The organism is Pinisolibacter sp. DMC100 (genome assembly GCF_056313705.1).
On record NZ_JBQUZT010000003.1, the window covers coordinates 227,194 to 242,964 of the forward strand.

The 15,771-nt window shown below is 70.8% G+C and carries 13 protein-coding genes and 1 other RNA gene; 12 read left to right on the forward strand and 2 right to left on the reverse strand.

Annotation, left to right across the window (positions count from 1 at the left end; translation table 11 throughout):
- Nucleotides 1–106: 106 nt before the first annotated feature.
- The 4 genes from ACT541_RS14225 to rnpB all read left to right on the forward strand — a co-directional run bounded on the left by ACT541_RS14225 (nucleotide 107) and on the right by rnpB (nucleotide 3,377).
- Complete coding sequence (locus ACT541_RS14225) at nucleotides 107–883, forward strand: TerB family tellurite resistance protein (protein ID WP_476137746.1); 777 nt, start codon at nucleotides 107–109, stop codon at nucleotides 881–883.
- Nucleotides 880–1,776 carry an N-acetylmuramoyl-L-alanine amidase gene (locus tag ACT541_RS14230; protein ID WP_476137747.1) on the forward strand — a complete coding sequence of 299 codons (897 nt, stop codon included), beginning with the start codon at nucleotides 880–882 and terminating at the stop codon, nucleotides 1,774–1,776. Before ACT541_RS14225 ends, ACT541_RS14230 begins: the two co-directional genes overlap by 4 nt.
- Nucleotides 1,773–2,903, forward strand: a complete 1,131-nt coding sequence (locus ACT541_RS14235; RefSeq protein ID WP_476137748.1) for a lytic transglycosylase domain-containing protein — start codon at nucleotides 1,773–1,775, stop codon at nucleotides 2,901–2,903. Before ACT541_RS14230 ends, ACT541_RS14235 begins: the two co-directional genes overlap by 4 nt.
- A gap of 55 nt (nucleotides 2,904–2,958) precedes the next feature.
- Nucleotides 2,959–3,377: RNase P RNA component class A (rnpB, locus tag ACT541_RS14240), an RNA gene on the forward strand.
- A 20-nt stretch (nucleotides 3,378–3,397) separates the two neighbouring features.
- Here rnpB and ACT541_RS14245 read toward each other — a convergent pair.
- Nucleotides 3,398–4,231 (reverse strand): glycosyltransferase family 2 protein, encoded by an 834-nt coding sequence (locus ACT541_RS14245; protein WP_476137749.1) that lies wholly within the window; start codon nucleotides 4,229–4,231, stop codon nucleotides 3,398–3,400.
- A gap of 113 nt (nucleotides 4,232–4,344) precedes the next feature.
- A complete protein-coding gene (locus tag ACT541_RS14250; protein WP_476137750.1) occupies nucleotides 4,345–5,331 on the reverse strand; it encodes a Gfo/Idh/MocA family protein in 987 nt (328 codons plus the stop codon).
- A gap of 359 nt (nucleotides 5,332–5,690) precedes the next feature.
- On the opposite strand from ACT541_RS14250, the gene rsmH reads away from it, so the two are divergent.
- The 8 genes from rsmH to ftsW are packed head-to-tail and all read left to right on the forward strand — an operon-like array spanning nucleotide 5,691 to nucleotide 15,748.
- Complete coding sequence (rsmH, locus tag ACT541_RS14255; RefSeq protein ID WP_476137751.1) at nucleotides 5,691–6,710, forward strand: 16S rRNA (cytosine(1402)-N(4))-methyltransferase RsmH; 1,020 nt, start codon at nucleotides 5,691–5,693, stop codon at nucleotides 6,708–6,710.
- Nucleotides 6,707–7,339, forward strand: coding sequence for a cell division protein FtsL (ftsL, locus tag ACT541_RS14260; RefSeq protein WP_476137752.1), 633 nt, complete (start codon nucleotides 6,707–6,709; stop codon nucleotides 7,337–7,339). The genes rsmH and ftsL overlap by 4 nt, the downstream gene beginning before the upstream one ends.
- On the forward strand, nucleotides 7,336–9,132 hold the full coding sequence (locus tag ACT541_RS14265) for a peptidoglycan D,D-transpeptidase FtsI family protein (RefSeq protein ID WP_476137753.1): 1,797 nt from the start codon (nucleotides 7,336–7,338) through the stop codon (nucleotides 9,130–9,132). The genes ftsL and ACT541_RS14265 overlap by 4 nt, the downstream gene beginning before the upstream one ends.
- Before the next feature lie 34 nt (nucleotides 9,133–9,166).
- Nucleotides 9,167–10,618, forward strand: coding sequence for a UDP-N-acetylmuramoyl-L-alanyl-D-glutamate--2,6-diaminopimelate ligase (locus tag ACT541_RS14270; protein ID WP_476137754.1), 1,452 nt, complete (start codon nucleotides 9,167–9,169; stop codon nucleotides 10,616–10,618).
- Complete coding sequence (locus tag ACT541_RS14275; protein WP_476137755.1) at nucleotides 10,615–12,045, forward strand: UDP-N-acetylmuramoylalanyl-D-glutamyl-2,6-diaminopimelate--D-alanyl-D-alanine ligase; 1,431 nt, start codon at nucleotides 10,615–10,617, stop codon at nucleotides 12,043–12,045. The genes ACT541_RS14270 and ACT541_RS14275 overlap by 4 nt, the downstream gene beginning before the upstream one ends.
- A 15-nt stretch (nucleotides 12,046–12,060) precedes the next feature.
- Nucleotides 12,061–13,146 (forward strand): phospho-N-acetylmuramoyl-pentapeptide-transferase, encoded by a 1,086-nt coding sequence (gene mraY, locus ACT541_RS14280; RefSeq protein ID WP_476137756.1) that lies wholly within the window; start codon nucleotides 12,061–12,063, stop codon nucleotides 13,144–13,146.
- A gap of 5 nt (nucleotides 13,147–13,151) precedes the next feature.
- Nucleotides 13,152–14,558, forward strand: coding sequence for a UDP-N-acetylmuramoyl-L-alanine--D-glutamate ligase (gene murD / locus ACT541_RS14285; protein WP_476137757.1), 1,407 nt, complete (start codon nucleotides 13,152–13,154; stop codon nucleotides 14,556–14,558).
- Nucleotides 14,555–15,748 (forward strand): putative lipid II flippase FtsW, encoded by a 1,194-nt coding sequence (ftsW, locus tag ACT541_RS14290; RefSeq protein ID WP_476137758.1) that lies wholly within the window; start codon nucleotides 14,555–14,557, stop codon nucleotides 15,746–15,748. The genes murD and ftsW overlap by 4 nt, the downstream gene beginning before the upstream one ends.
- The last annotated feature ends 23 nt before the right edge of the window (nucleotides 15,749–15,771 follow it).

Genomic DNA, 15,771 nt, shown 5'->3' on the forward strand with positions numbered 1-15,771 from the left:
CGCGCTTGCCGCGCGTCGTCGCGGCGCATCGGTGCGTCGCGCGGCCTGCGGGTTCAGCCGGCGGCCGACTTCGGCTAAGTTGCCGGCGACGAAGAGGAGCGTTCCCGTGACGACGAAGGAAAGAGGCGAGATCGCCGAAGTGATCGACGACGCGGTCGAGACGGCGAATGCCGCCGGCTCGCGGCTGTGGTCGACGATCGGCCGGATCGCCGATTTCGTCGGCGATCTGACCGGCGTCGGCCCCTTCCTCGAGACCGTGTCGCGGCGCTTCTCCGATTGGCTCGCCGGCAGCGGCGAGGTCGCCTTCACCGTGGCGCTGATCTCGCTCTCGGCCAAGATGGCGGCGGCCGACGGTGTCGTCACCGCCGACGAGATCGACACCTTCCGCTGGGTGATCGAGGTGCCGGAGGGCGAGGAGAAGAACGTCGAGCGCCTGTTCGACCTCGCCCGGCGCGACGTCGCCGGTTACGAGGCGCATGCGGCGCGGATCGCCACGGTGTCGGGCAACGACCCGGTCTTCCTCGCCGACGTGCTGACCGGGCTCTTCCACATCGCGGCGGCGGATTCCTACGTCCACGAGGCCGAGATGGCCTTCCTCGAACGGGTCGGCGAGATCTTCGGTCTCGACGAGGTGGCCTTCGAGCGCATCGCGAGCGGCTTCGTGCGGCGGCGCGGGCCGGACCCCTATCGGGTGCTCGGGGTCTCGTCGGACGCGAGCGATCAGGAACTCAAGAAGGCGTGGCGGCAGGCGGTGGCGGAGTGCCATCCCGATCGCCACTTCGCCCACGGCCTGCCGCGCGAGGCGATGGCGATCCTCAACGACCGGCTGGCGGCGATCAACGGCGCCTGGGAACGCATCCGCGTCGAGCGGGGGCTGACATGAGCGACGGTGGCATGACCGACGGCGGCATGACCGATCCCGCCGCGCCCTTCGCGCCCGATTGCCGGCTTGCCGCCGCGGTCCGTCCCTCGCCCAACCACGGCGAGCGGCGCGGACGCTGGGCGGAGAGCGGGCCGGATCTCCTCCTGCTGCACTATACCGGCATGCCGGCGGGGCGCGGTCTGACGACGGCGGAACGGGCAATGCGCTGGCTCGAGAACCCGGCCGCCCAGGTCTCGGCCCATTACGTCGTCGCCGAGGACGGAGCGATCACCCAGATGGTGCCGGAGGCGCGGCGCGCCTGGCATGCGGGGACATCGTCCTGGGCCGGCGAGGACGACGTCAACTCCGCCTCGATCGGCATCGAGATCGCCCATCCCGGCCACTGGTGGGATCTCGCCGCCGCGCCGGATCGCGATCCGGCCGCCGATCCCGAGATCCATCCGGGCTACGCCGCCTTCGCCCCCCGCCAGATCGCGGCGGTGATCGCGCTTTCCCGCGACATCGTCGACCGCCACGGCATTCCGGCCGGCCGCGTGCTCGCCCATTCCGACGTGGCGCCGGGGCGCAAGCGCGATCCGGGCGAGAAGTTCCCGTGGGACGCGCTCGCCGCCGCCGGCATCGGCATCGACGTGACGGGCACTCCCGAGGGGACGGTCGGGCGCGTCCTCTCTCTGGGCGAGCGCTCGCCGCCGGTCGCAGCTCTCCAGACGATGCTCGCCTCCGTCGGCTACGGCATCGCCGTCACCGGCTGTTTCGACACGGCGACGGTCGACGTCGTCGAGGCCTTCCAGCGTCACTGGCGGCGCGAGAAGGTCGACGGCATGGCCGATCCGACCACGCTCTTCCGGCTGCGCTACGTGATCGAGGCGCTCGGCCGGGACCGTATCGCATGAGAGGGCCGGCCCGGCACCCGACCCGCGCGGATGTCCTCGCGCGCGGGCGACGGCGTGCGGCGGTCGTCGCCTTCGGCCTCGTCGTGGTCGCGCATCTGCCGGCCGCGGCCGACGAGGCGGGCGTCGAGGAGCGCATCGACGGGGCCTTCTCGAACTTCGACGGCGGACGTCCGGTGCCGCCGACGCCACCCCTGCCGCCGGCGGTGCCGCCGCGACCGGCGAGCGAGCCCGAGGTCGCGCCGCCGCCGCCGCCGATCGAACCGGTCCGGCCGGTGGTGCCTCTGCCCGAACTGCGCGAGACGCTGCCGCCGCTCGCCGTGCCGCTGCCTGCGACGCCGCCGGGCGGCTTCGTGCCCCTGCCGCCGCGGTCGGATGGCTTCGTGCCCGTGCCGCCGGCGGGTGGCTTCGTTCTTCCTCCGGCGGGCGGTTTCGTGGCTCCGCAGGCACCGGGTGGCTTCGTGCCGCCGCCTCCGCAGGGCGTCGTCGTGCCTTCGCCGCCGACGCCGGCGCCTGTCGTCGCCAAGCCGGTCAAGGTGCCGTGGCCGCGTCCGCGGCCCGCGCCGCCGATCGCCCCCCTGTCGCCGGCCGAGGCCGCCCGCCCGGCGGTCGTCGCGCCGGACGAGGTGCCGCCCGGCGTCGACGTCGAAGGCGAGATGCCCGAACCCACGCCGGCGGGCGAGGCCGCGCCGGGGCCGCGCGAGGGGAAGCCCCAGGCGAGCCTCTCCGGCGAACCGCGCAAGGTGCCGAAGGAGGCGCTGCCCTACATGGCGATCCTCCGGCGCGAGGCGGCGGCGAACAGGGTGCCGCTGTGGCTCGCGGTCGGCGTCGGCTGGGTCGAGAGCAAGTACAACCCGAAGCTCCGCGGCGCGCACGGGGTCGTCGGCATCATGCAGGTGATGCCCTCGACGGCGCGCCACATGGGCTTTGCCGGCCCGAACGAGAAGCTGCTCGAGCCCGAGGCCAACATCGTCTGGGGCCTCAAGGAACTCGGCATGGCCCTTGCCTCGGCCAAGGGCGACCCCTGCCTCGCCATCGCCAAGTATCAGGGCGGCATCACGCGGACGACGGTGCCGAAATATTCCCGCGAATACTGCGCCCGGGCGAAGGCGGCGACGGGGATGGAGTGAGCGGGTGGGCGCTTCGCCCTTGACCCCACTCCCTTAATCGACCATTGCTGCCGCGCCAGTCGGCCGGGCGGCCGCTCCGGACGCCTTCCTTCTCCTCGCGGGTCGAGGGGAGCGACGGCGTCCGGGGAGGAAAGTCCGGGCTCCACGGAAAGACGGTGCCGGTCAACAACCGGCGAGGGCGACCTCAGGGAAAGTGCCACAGAAAACAAACCGCCCGGATCGCGATCCGGGCAAGGGTGAAAAGGTGGGGTAAGAGCCCACCGCGGACCCGGCAACGGGGACGGCACGGCAAACCCCACCGGGAGCAAGACCGAATAGGGGCGACGTGGCATCCGAAAGGATGCCGGTCTTTTCCGGACCAGTCGCCCGGGTTGGTCGCGAGAGGCGTTCGGCGACGGACGTCCCAGAGGAATGGCCGCCACGCAGGGCGCAAGCCCGGCCATACAGAACCCGGCTTACAGGCCGACTGGCACCTTCACCCCTTCGTCGCCGCGTCAGGCGAGGCGATCGAGGCGCGGCTCGCGCAGCGACCGCAGCACGGCGTCCCAGTAGCGGGTGTCGAAGTCGTTCGCGCGCAGGCTCGCCAGCCGGTGCTTCACCAGCGCGCGGATCAGCCGCAGCGGCCGGAAGAAGGGCACCCCGTGCTTGGCGTAGACGTAACGCTTGGCGCGGTTCTCCTGGTAGACCTTGAACATGAAGCCGGCGATCCAGTCGCCCGACGACGACTTGCCCATCAGGTGGTCGACGACCGCGTCGTGGACGTAGAGGATCTTCGCCCCCGACTCGAGGATGCGGGCGGAGAGGTCGTCGTCCTCGTAGAAGAGGAAGATCGTCTCGTCGAAGCCGCCGAACTCCCGGAAGTCGCTGCGGCGCATGGCGAGGGCCGCGCCGTAGGCGAAGAAGATCTCGCGGTCTTCGGTCGGGACGGGGAAGCGGAAGAGATAGGGCCGGCGGATCAGCCGGGTGCGGCGGCGGAAGAACTGCCGGCCGTCGGGCTCGTGGAAGCGCGGGTTGAAGGCCTTGCAGTCGGGCCGCGCGGCGATCGCCGCCTCGAGGAGGTCGAGCGCCCCGTCGCGCAGGCGCGCGTCCGGGTTCAGGAACATCAGATTGTCCATCGTCGCCACGGCGGCGCCGATGTTGCAGGCGCGGCCGAAGCCGAGGTTCTCGGCGTTGCGGACGACCCTGGCGCCGGCGGCCTCGGCGATCGCCGCGCCGTCGTCGGCACTGGCGTTGTCGACGACGATGACCTCGTGGCCGGCCGGCACCGAGGCGATCGCATCGGCCAGCACGTGGCCGGAGTTGTAGGCGACGAAGATGACGGAGAACATGTCGGTCGGGGTGTCCGGTCGCGGGCTCCGGGTCGGGCGGTGCCCGCCGGATCGCCCGCGGTTGTCGCCGATCGCCCGGCCCGATGCAAGGCGGGGCAAGGGCGTATGTCGCCTCACACGGTCTCCCAGCCGTCGCGCTCGGCGGCGCGGTAGATCGCGTCGATCATCCGCTGGTTGGCGCGGGAGGATTCCAACGTGAAGACCGGCGCGTGGCCGCCGGTCGCGGCGTCGGCGAAGGCCTCGACCTCGCGGCGGTACTGGCGCGAATCCTGGAAGCGGAAGATCCGCGAGGCGGCGTGGTCGCGGGTCGAGAGTTCCAGCTCTTCGGCGCCCCAGCGGTCGGCGTTGAAGGGCGAACGCACCTCGATCATGCCGTCGTCGCCGTGGAAGACCATCGACTGGCGCGCCGCCATCTGGGTGGCGACGTAGAAGCTCAGCTCGAAGTCGCCGAAGTCGGCCACGACCGACGACCACACGTCGGTGCCGAAGTCGGGGTCGCGGGAAAGCCGCGCGCGGATGCGCCTGGGCTCGCAGCCGGTGGCGAAGCGGGTCGTCACCGTCGGGTAGACGCCGATGTCGGGCAGCGCGCCGCCGCCGAGGTCGGGGCGGTTGCGCATGTTGTCGGGGTCGCGGTTGAAATAGGCGAAGGCGCCCTGCACCTGGCGCAGACGGCCGATGGCCCCTCCGGCGATCAGGTCGCGCACCTTCGCCCAGACCGGCGAATAGGTGACCATGAAGGCTTCCGAGATCAGCACGCCGTGGGTGTCGCGCGCGGCGATCAGCGCGTCGATCTCGGCGGCGCCGAGCGCGATCGGCTTCTCGCACAGCACGTGCTTGCCCGCAGCCGCGGCCTTCAGCGTCCATTCGACGTGCTGCGACGTCGGCAGCGGAATGTAGACGCCGTCGATCTCGGAGGATGCGAGCATCGCCTCGTAGGAGCCGAAGACCAGGGGGGCACCGAAGCGGGCGGCCATGGCGCGGGCGCGGGTCTCGTCGCGGCTGGCGATGCCGGCGAGCACGCCGTTCTCGGCATCGAGGATGGCGGGCACGACCAGCTCTCGGCCGATCAGGGCGGTCGACAGAATTCCCCAACGAAACATGGTGATGCCTCCTTCGTGGGCGGGATGAGATCATCGCCCGGGGGCTGCGACAACCCACGATCTCGGCATGTCGGAAACGGCGGATCGTCAACGATTTCTTCATCGTAAACGCCCGATTAACCGGCGCGGTGTCCAATGGTGGGAAGTGTCGGAACGGGTCGGCGTTCCGATGATGGCGCAACCGGACCGCGAGAGCGGTCGGGCCTGGATGATCGTCCGATGTCGCTCGCTCTTCGCCTTCGCGCCCTTTCGCCGGTTCGCCCCGACGGAAGCGTCGCCGGGCCGGCGGGCGGGTGCGGACGGGGAAACGAGACGTCGGAGGGCGCGGAGGTCGCGCCCGGTCGAACGGAGGTCGTGCGATGAGCGAGGCGAGCGGGGCGGACGTTGCCCGGCCGCATCTGCCGGTGATGCTCGCGGAGGTCATGGCGCGTCTGGCGCCGGCCGCCGGCGAGACCCATGTCGACGGGACCTTCGGGGCCGGCGGCTACACCCTCGCGATCCTCGAGACCGGTGCCTCGGTCGTCGCCATCGACCGCGACCCGACGGCGATCGAGGCCGGGCAGGCGCTGGTCGCCGCCTCGGGCGGACGGCTCCGGCTGGTGCCCGGCGTCTTCGGCGAACTCGACGAACACGTCGCCGCGCTCGGGCTCGAGGCGGTCGACGGCGTGGTGCTCGACATCGGCGTGTCGTCGATGCAGCTCGACCGCGCCGAACGCGGGTTCTCCTTCCGTTTCGACGGGCCGCTCGACATGCGCATGGCCTGCGACGGGCTCACGGCCGCCGACATCGTCAACGGCGCCGACCAGGCCACGCTGCACCGCATCTTCTGGGCCTACGGCGAGGAGAAGCGTGCGGCACAGGTGGCGCGGGCGATCCTCGAGGCGCGCAAGACCGCGCCCTTCGAGACGACGAGACAGCTGGTCAAGGTGGTGGAGAGCGTCATCCGCTCGAAGCCCGGCGACATCCATCCGGCGACCCGCGTCTTCCAGGCGCTGCGCATCGCCGTCAACGACGAGCTCGGCGAACTGGTCCGCGCGCTCGCCGCCGCCGAACGGGCGCTTCGCCCCGGCGGGCGGCTGGTCGTGGTGACCTTCCATTCGCTCGAGGACCGCATCGTCAAGCGCTTCTTCGCCGACCGCAGCCGCCTGGAGGCGGGCGGATCGCGCCATGCGCCGCGCGACCGGGTCGAGCCGGCCACCTTCACGCTCCCCGCCCGCGGTGCCGACGAGGCCGGCGCGGCGGAGATCGCACTCAATCCGCGCGCCCGGTCGGCCAAGCTCCGGGCGGGCGTGCGTACCGGCGCGGATCCGCGCCCGATCGACGCGGCGGCGCTGGGTCTGCCCGAGGTCGTTCTTTCCGGGAAGGGGGGTCGGCGATGACCCGCATGATCAACTTCGTCCTCATCGCGCTCATGCTGCTCGGCGCGGGCGTCGTCTACGACTTCAAGTACGAGGCGGAACGCGCGGCGGCGAAGGTCGCCAAGATCAACCGCAAGATCGACGCCGAGCGCGACGCCATCGCCACGCTGAAGGCCGAGTGGAGCCTGCTCAACCAGCCCAGGCGCCTGCAGGAGCTGGCCGAGCGCCATCGCGGCTTCCTCGAGCTCGATCCGCTCGACCCGACCCAGATCGGCGCGATCGACGACATCCCGTTCAAGCCGGCGGTGCCGGCGACGCCCACGACGCCGGACAAGCCGGCGACGAGCGGCATCGCCTCGGCCTCGGGCGTCGTGTCGGTGCCGACGCCGGCCGTCGCCGCGCCGATGCCGCGGCCGATCACCAAGGCCTCGGTCAAGCTCGCCCAGCCGGAGAAGGCGGTCGAACACACCGGGTCGATCGGCAAGTTCCTCGATCGCCTGCCGCAGACGGCGGGCAAGCCGCCGGTGCCGACCACGACGGGGTCGATCGCCAAGCCCGGTCCCGGTGCTCAGCCGATGATGCTCGCCCCGCCGCCGCTCGCCGCCCGGCCGGTGCAGAAGCCCCTCGAACCGACCAAGGTGCCCCGGTGAGCGACGACATCCGCCTTCCCGAGAGCGACATCGTCGATCATGCCGCCGCGCTCGGCGTCGAACCGTCGACGGACGAAACCGCGCCGACCGCCAGGCCCGACGCGACGGCCGATCCGGCGGCGAGCGAGAACCCGGCGCTGCGCCAGACGAAGGCCTCGCGCAAGCGCATCGTGCTCGCCGGTCTCGGCTTCGCCGCGGTCTACGTGGCGGTGGGGCTCCGGCTCTTCTCGCTCGGCTCGGCGGCGGAGGAGCACACCGAGGCACTGGCGTCGGGCCGCAACCAGGTCTCGACGGCGCGCCCCGACATTCTCGACCGCAACGGCGAGGTGTTGGCGACCGACGTGAAGTCGTCGTCGCTCTATGCCGAGCCCAAGCGCATTCTCGACGTCGACGAGGCGATGGAGGCGCTCGGCTCGGTCATCCCGGACATGCGCAACGACGAGGCGGTGCGCCGCAAGCTCGCCTCCAAGGCCGGCTTCGTCTGGCTGCGCCGCGAGCTGACCTCGGAGCAGAAGCGGAAGATCTTTCGCCTCGGCCTGCCGGGCATCGGCTTCATGGACGAGAACCGCCGCTTCTATCCGGGCGGGGCGCTCGCCGGTCACGTCGTCGGCACGGTCGACGTCGACAACCGCGGCATCCTCGGCATGGAGCGGGCGATCGACCGCGACATGGGCCTCGACGCGCTGCATGCGGCGGGCTTCGCCGGCGAGCGCGAGTTGAAGCCGAAGCGCCTGTCGCTCGACATCCGCGTCCAGCACGTGGTGCGCGACGAGATGGTGTCGGCGATCCAGCGCTTCCATGCGGTCGCCGGCGTCGGCATCGTGCTCGATGCCCGCACCATGGAAGTGCTCGCCATGGTGTCGCTGCCCGACTTCGACCCCAACAAGCGCGAGGAGGCCTTCCTCAAGGACCATCTCAATCGCGCCACGCTCGGCGTCTACGAGATGGGTTCGGTGTTCAAGGTGTTCAATTCGGCCTTCACGCTGGATTCCGGCAAGGTCACGCTGAACGACGTCTACGACACCACGCCGATGCAGTTCGGTTCGCAGCGGATCGGCGAATTCCATTCCAAGGGGCGGGCGCTGACGGTGCCGGAGATCTTCCTCTATTCGTCGAACAACGGTTCGGCCCGAATGGCGCTGAAGGTCGGCTCGGAGGCGCAGCGGACCTTCTTCGAGAAGGTGGGCATGCATCGCCGCCTCGACACCGAACTGCCCGACGTCGCCACGCCGCTCTTCCCCAAGCGCCTCTCCGACGTCTCCACCGCCACCATGTCCTTCGGCCACGGCATCTCCGTCACGCCGATGCACACGGCAACGGCCGGTGCGGCGGTGATCAACGGCGGCTGGTTCGCCGACCCGACCTTCTATCCGCGTACCATCGAGGAGACGCGATTCAAGGCGACGCAGGTGCTCCGGCCCGAGACCTCGGACAAGATGCGCTACCTCTTCCTCCTCAACGCCACCTCGGGTTCGGGCGGCTCCGGTTCGCGCGCCGCCGTCCCCGGTTACCGCGTCGGCGGCAAGACCGGCACGGCGGAAAAGATCGACCACGGAAAATACTCGGGGAACAAGCGGTTCAATTCGTTCCTGGCGGCTTTCCCGATGGACGATCCGCAGTATCTGGTTCTGACCGTTCTCGACGAGCCCAAGGCGGAAGCCGGCGGCGAGGGACCGGCGACGGCCGGCCTCAACGCGGGTGCCGCCGCCGGCGACATCATTCGTCGCATCGCGCCGCTGCTCGGCGTGATGCCGAAATACGACGTGCCCAAGGGCAGCGTCGCCTCCAACTGACGCCGTCTCGGCGGCACGACAGGGACCTGGCCCCATGCGTCTCGGCGAACTGATCCGCGGTACGATCGAAGCGACCCTCTCCGCCGATCCGGAGGTCTCCGGCGTCACCGCCGACAGCCGCAAGGTCGAGCCGGGCTTCGTCTTCGCCGCCCTCGCCGGCACCAAGGCCGACGGCGCCCGCTACGCCGCCCAGGCGGTCGAGAAGGGCGCGGTCGCGGTGGTGGCGGGCGAGGGGGCCGACGTCGGCGCGCTTCCCGTGCCGGTCCTGCGCGTCGCCGAGCCGCGTCGGGCGTTGGCGGTGCTCGCCGCGCGGTTCCACGGCGCCCAGCCCGGCACGATCGTCGCCGTCACCGGCACTTCGGGCAAGACCTCGGTCGCCGCCTTCACCCGCCAGATATGGGCGCATCTGGGTGCCGCCGCCGCCTCGATCGGCACGATCGGCATCGTCGCGCCCGACGGCGCCGCCTACGGCTCGCTGACGACGCCCGATCCGGTCGATCTCGCCCGCGATCTCGCGCGTCTGGCGGCGAACGGCGTCACCCACGTGGCGCTCGAGGCGTCCTCGCACGGGCTCGACCAGCACCGGCTCGACGGCGTCTCGGTCGCGGCCGGCGCCTTCACCAACCTGTCGCGCGACCATCTCGACTATCACCCGTCGGTCGCCGCCTATTTCGACGCCAAGATGGCGCTGTTCGAGCGGCTGCTGCCGAAGGCGGCGCCGGCGGTGATCGACGTCGACAGCGACGAGGGGCTGAAGGCGGCCGAACGGGCGAAGGTTGCGGGCTGCCGCGTCTTCACCGTCGGTCGGGCGGGCGAGGGGCTCCGCCTCGCGGACGTCGCGACGCAGGCCGGTCTGCAGCGGCTGACGATCGAAGCGGAAGGCGCGACCCACATGGTCGACCTGCCGCTGCTCGGTACGTTCCAGGTCTCCAACGCGCTGGTCGCCGCGGGGCTCGCGATCGTCACCGGCACGCCCGTCGCGGACGCGCTCGGCGCGCTCGCCCATCTCATCGGTGCCCCCGGCCGTCTCGACCGGGTCGGGGCGACGCCGGAGGGTGCGCCGGTCTTCGTCGACTATGCCCACAAGCCGGGCGCGCTCGAGAAGGTGCTCGAGGCCGTCCGGCCCTATGCCGAGGGCCGCCTCTTCGTGGTGGTCGGCTGCGGCGGCGACCGCGATCCCGGCAAGCGCCCGATGATGGGCGAGATCGCCGTCCGCATGGCCGACGTCGCGATCGTCACCGACGACAATCCGCGCTCCGAGGATCCGGCCGAGATCCGTCGCCAGATCATGGCCGCCGCCCCCGGCGCGATCGAGATCGGCGACCGTGGCCAGGCGATCGCGCGCGCCGTGTCGATGCTTCGGGCGGGAGATCTTCTCGTCGTCGCCGGCAAAGGCCACGAAACGGGCCAGATCGTCGGCAAGACCGTGCTGCCGTTCTCCGACCATGATTCCGTCCGCGCCGCCCTGGAGGCCCTCGTTCGATGACCGCGCCGCTCTGGACCCTCGCAGACTTCGCCGCCGGTTGCGGCGGCCGTATCGTCGGCCGGCCGGTCGAGCGGATCGAGGGGATTTCGATCGACAGCCGCACCATCGGCGCGGGTGACGCCTTCTTCGCCATCAAGGGTGACGCCCGCGACGGCCACGACTTCGTCGAGGGGGCGCTGAAGTATGACGCCGCCGTCTGCGTCGTCGCCGAGGATCGGCTGGCGAGCCTGCCGGCGAACGGGCGCTATGTCGTGGTCGCCGACGTGATGGCCGCGCTGATCTCGCTCGGTCTCGCGGCGCGGGCGCGGTCGAAGGCGCGGATCGCCGCCGTCACCGGTTCGGTCGGCAAGACCTCGACCAAGGAAGCGCTGCGCCACGTCCTGTCGGAACAGGGCAAGACCCATGCGTCGGTCGCCTCCTACAACAATCACTGGGGCGTGCCGCTGACGCTCGCCCGCATGCCGGCCGACGCGCGTTTCGCGATATTCGAGATCGGCATGTCGGCGCCGGGCGAGATCACGCCGCTCACCGCCATGGTGCGGCCGCACGTCGCCGTGGTGACGACGGTGGCCCCGGTCCATCTCGCCCAGTTCCGCGACGTCGACCAGATCGCCGAGGCCAAGGCCGAGATCTTCTCGGGCCTCCTTCCCGACGGCGCCGCGGTGATCGACGCCGACATTCCGCAGACCGGCTTCCTCGCCGAGGTCGCACGCAGGGCCGGCGCCCGCATCGTCCGCTTCGGCGAGGCGGAGGATGCCGAGGCGCGGCTCGTCTCGGTGATCCTCGAGGCCGACGGCTCGTCGGTGGTCGCCGACGTGCTCGGCCGCTCGGTCGGCTACCGGATCGGCGCGCCGGGGCGGCACGTCGTCAAGAATTCGCTCGCCGTCCTGGCGACGGTGGAACTGCTCGGTGCCGACCTCTCCAAGGCCGCCGCCGCGCTCGCCACCGCGACGCCGCCCAAGGGCCGCGGCCAGCGCACCACGCTCGGTCTCGCGGACGGCGAGGCGACGCTCCTCGACGAGAGCTACAACGCCAATCCGGCCTCGATGCGCGCGGCGATCGCGCTGCTCGGCCAGACCCCGGTCGGCCCCGGCGGCCGCCGGATCGCGACGATCGGCGACATGCTGGAACTGGGCCCCAGGGGCGAGGCGCTGCACGTCGAACTGGCGCCCGTGCTCGAAGCCGCCGGCGTCGATCTCGTCTTCTGCGCCGGACCGTTGTCGCAGGCACTGTTCGAAGCCCTTCCGGCGCGGATGCGCGGGGCGGCGGCCGCGGTGTCGAAGGACATCGAGGCGGCGCTCGGCGATGCGCTCCGGCCCGGCGACGCGGTCATGATCAAGGGGTCGAACGGCAGCCGCATGGGGCCGCTGGTCGAGGCACTCTCCACGCGCTTTCCGGCGGCCCGCGCCGGCGGCGAGCAGAACTGACGGGGACGACGTTCGATGCTCTACATCCTGGGGGAACTCTCGGACAGGTTCATCCTCTTCAACCTGTTCCGCTACCAGAGCTTCCGCACCGGCGGCGCGATCCTGACGGCGCTCCTCTTCGTCTTCCTGTTCGGGCCGGCGATCATCGCCACGCTCAAGGTGAAGCAGGGCAAGGGCCAGCCGATCCGTGAGGACGGCCCGGCCTCGCACCTGCTGACCAAGAAGGGCACGCCCACCATGGGCGGGCTGATGATCCTCTCGGGTCTCCTGGTCTCGACGCTGCTGTGGGCCAATCTCTCCAACGTCTACGTGCTGGCGGTGACCGCGGTGACGCTGGGCTTCGGCGCCATCGGCTTCTGGGACGACTATCTCAAGGTCACCAAGCAGAGCCACAAGGGTTTCTCGGGCAAGCAGCGGTTGGCGCTCGAGTTCCTCATCGCCGGCGTCGCGGTGATCGTGATGGTGTGGTGGAGCCGGTCGGCCCATGCGACCGCCATCGCCTTCCCCTTCTTCAAGGACCTGTTCCTCGATCTCGGCTGGTTCTTCGTGGTGTTCGGCGCGGTCGTCATCGTCGGCGCCGGCAATTCGGTGAACCTCACCGACGGTCTCGACGGTCTGGCCATCGTGCCGGTGATGATCGCGGCGGCGACCTTCGCGGCGATCGCCTATCTCACCGGCCGCGTCGACTACTCGGCCTATCTCGGCATCAACCACATCCAGGGCGCCGGCGAGCTGGCGGTCGTCTTGGGGGCGGTGGTGGGGGCCGGTCTCGGCTTCCTGTGGTTCAACGCCCCGCCGGCGGCGATCTTCATGGGCGACACCGGATCGCTGGCGCTGGGCGGTCTGCTCGGTTCTGTGGCGGTGGCGGTCAAGCACGAGATCGTGCTCGGCATCGTCGGCGGCCTCTTCGTGCTCGAGGCGCTCTCGGTCATCATCCAGGTGACGAGCTTCAAGCTCACCGGCAAGCGCGTCTTCAAGATGGCGCCGATCCACCATCACTTCGAACAGTTGGGCTGGAAAGAGCCGCAGGTGGTGATCCGCTTCTGGATCATCTCGGTCGTGCTGGCGCTGATCGGTCTGGCCACGCTGAAGCTGAGGTGAGTGCGATGATCGCGGTGGAAAGCCTTCGCGGCCACACGGTCGCGCTGTTCGGGCTCGGCGGATCGGGTCTGGTCACGGCCGAGGCGCTGGTCGCCGGCGGCGCCCGCGTCGTCGCCTGGGACGATGCCGAGGCGAGCCGGGCCAAGGCGGCGGCGCTTCCCGGCGTCGAGGTCGCCTCGCTCGCCGAGATCGACTGGCGCGCCGTCTCGGCGCTGATCCTCGCCCCCGGCGTGCCGCTGACCCATCCCGAGCCGCACTGGACGGTGAAGGCGGCGAAGGCGGCGCACGTGCCGGTGATCGGCGACGTCGAGCTCTTCGCCCGCGAACGCCGCTTCCGCATGCCGGCCGCCCCCTTCGTGGCGATCACCGGCACCAACGGCAAGTCGACCACCACGGCGCTGATCGACCACATCCTGCTGAGCGCCGGTCGCGACAGCCAGATGGGCGGCAACATCGGCCGCGCCGTGCTGTCGCTCGATCCGCTCGCGCCGACGCGGACCTACGTGGTCGAATGCTCGTCGTTCCAGATCGACCTCGCCCCGTCGATCGATCCGAGCGTCGGCATCCTGACCAACCTCTCCGAGGACCACATCGACCGTCACGGCACGATGGAGGCCTATGCCGCCATCAAGGAACGGATGGTCGAGGCGGCGCAGACCGCGATCGTCGGCGTCGACGATGCGATGAGCGCCGCCGTCGCCGACCTGATCGCGTCGGAGGGCCACAAGGTGGTGCGCATTTCCGCCGCGCATCGGCTGAACGACGGGGTCTTCGCCGACGCCGGCACGATCTTCGTCGCGGTCGACGGCGAGGCCGAGGCCTTTGCCGAACTCGCCGGCATCGGGTCCCTGCGCGGCCGTCACAACGCCCAGAACGCCTGTGCCGCGGTCGCCGCCTGTCGGGCGCTGGGGCTGACGCGCGAGGCGATCGTCGCCGGTCTCGCGTCGTTCCCCGGCCTCGCGCACCGCATGGAGCAGGTCGGGCGCATCGACCGCGTGCTCTTCGTCAACGACAGCAAGGCGACCAACGCGGATTCGACCGCGCAGGCGCTGGCGAGCTTCGAGCGGATCTATTGGATCGCCGGCGGCAAGCCCAAGTCGGGCGGCATCTCGACCCTCGGTGACTTCTTCCCCAAGGTCGCCAAGGCCTATCTGGTCGGCGTCGCGACGGACGAGTTCGCCGCGACGCTCGACGGCCGTGTGCCCTACGAGCGCTCCGGCACGATCGACGCGGCGCTCGTCGCCGCCGCGCGCGACGCCGCCCTCGACGGCGCGGCCGAGCCGGTGGTGCTCCTGTCGCCCGCCTGCGCTTCCTACGACCAGTTCAGGAACTTCGAGGTGCGCGGCGACCACTTCCGCGATCTCGTTCGGGCGCTGCCCGGCCTCGTGCCGCCGGGAGGGGGAGGGGCATGAACCGCACCGATCGTTCGATCTTCGCCGAGTGGTGGTGGACCGTCGACCGCACGCTGATCGCTGCGGCGCTGGCCCTGCTGGCGGGGGGGCTGGTGCTCTCCTTCGCGGCCTCCCCGGCGGTGGCCGAACGCATCGGTGCCTCCGACAGCTTCTACTTCATCAAGCGCCACGCGGTGTTCTTCGTGCTGGCGCTGCCGATCCTGTTCGGCGTGTCGCTGGCGAGCCCGCGTGATGTCCGGCGCATGGGGCTCCTCGTCTTCGTCGGATCACTGGTGCTGCTCGTCGCCGTGCTGGTCTTCGGCCAGGAGGTGAAGGGCGCGCGGCGTTGGATCAACGTGCTCGGCTTCTCGGTCCAGCCGTCGGAATTCGTCAAGCCGGCCTTCATCATCGTCACGGCATGGCTCTTCGCCTCGCGCGAGAAGAAGCCGGACATGCCGGCGACGATCTTCGCCGTCGGTCTCTTCATGCTGGTCGACGGCCTCCTGATCGCCCAGCCCGACATCGGCCAGACGCTGCTGACTTCGGCGGCCTGGGGCGCGGTGTTCTTCGTCGCCGGCATGTCGATGTGGTGGATCCTCGGCTTCGGCGGCGTCGGTGTCTTCGGCGTCTGGGCGGCCTACACCTTCGTCCCCCACGTCCATGCCCGCATCAACCGCTTCCTCGACAAGGCCAACGGCGCCGGCGGCAAGAAGCTGATGACCGCCGACGGCTATCAGGCGCAGCAGGCCCACGACAGTTTCCTCAACGGCGGCTGGTTCGGTCGCGGCCCGGGCGAGGGCACGGTCAAGCGCATGCTGCCGGACGCGCACACCGACTACGTCTTCGCTGTGGTCGGCGAGGAGTTCGGCCTGATCGCCTGCGCGGTGATCGTCGGCATCTTCGCCTGGATCGTCTTCCGCGGCCTCGGCCACGCGGCGCGCGAGGAGGACGGCTTCATCCGTTACGCCGTCGTCGGCCTCGTCGTGCTGATCGGCGTGCAGTCGGGCATCAACATGGCGGTGAACCTGCAGCTGATGCCGGCCAAGGGCATGACGCTGCCCTTCATTTCCTACGGCGGTTCGTCGCTGATGGCGGTGGCCTTCGAGATGGGGGCGCTGATCGCGCTGACCCGTCGTCGGCCGCAGACGACGCGCTTCGCACCGCCCGTCCACATCGAGCGGCACGATGCGAGCGCGTCCGACGCCTCGTGAGCCGCCGTCGATCCGGAGAAGAC